Source organism: Wolbachia endosymbiont of Cardiocondyla obscurior (assembly GCF_902713635.1).
GTDB lineage: Bacteria > Pseudomonadota > Alphaproteobacteria > Rickettsiales > Anaplasmataceae > Wolbachia > Wolbachia pipientis.
Window position 1 is genome coordinate 1 of the sequence record NZ_CACTIU010000126.1, and the last position, 591, is coordinate 591.

Annotated in this window: 1 pseudogene; it reads right to left on the reverse strand. The window is 32.7% G+C overall.

Features of this window, described 5'->3' with window-relative positions:
* Positions 1-57: 57 nt before the first annotated feature.
* Positions 58-591, reverse strand: a pseudogene (locus WOCAOBSORBRA_RS06080) (transposase); the annotation flags it as partial.

Consider the following 591-nt stretch of genomic DNA (forward strand, 5'->3'; position numbering starts at 1 on the left):
TGACACTGGGATGGCTTTGTTGCATCACACTTTATGAGATGGTGATTTATGGTAAATTCATGTAACTATCTCAAATTTAGCCATACCAATATCAGTGAATTTATTAAGCAAATAGCATTTGATTAGCAGTTCTTTTTCTCGATTTATCTCAGATTTATTCCTAAAACTAAATCCGAATATTTGCTTTAATCTTGAGAAAAACCCTTCAATATAAGATCTTTTCCCATAATTTACTTCTTTTTTCCATTCTTTCATGCCATCTTCACCGTATAATTTTATTAACCTAATAGCAGCATTCCTGTCAGACATATAATCTATTTCTGGATGTTCTGCCGCATTGTTTATTGGTGGAATTTTTGTCTTTATATCATATTCGTTACACAACTTATAAAACTTGTGCCTATCACATGCTCTATCTGCATATAGTGCTTTTATGGCATGCTGAAAATCAACTTCTTTTAGCAAATCACAAGCTCCATAGTGATCAGCCGTTACTGTATTTTACAGCTATGGCTTTTTTGTTGTTTATATTCAACATTACGTGCAATTTTCTCGTTTGCTCATAGCCACGATATTTTCTGTCAGTGCTAT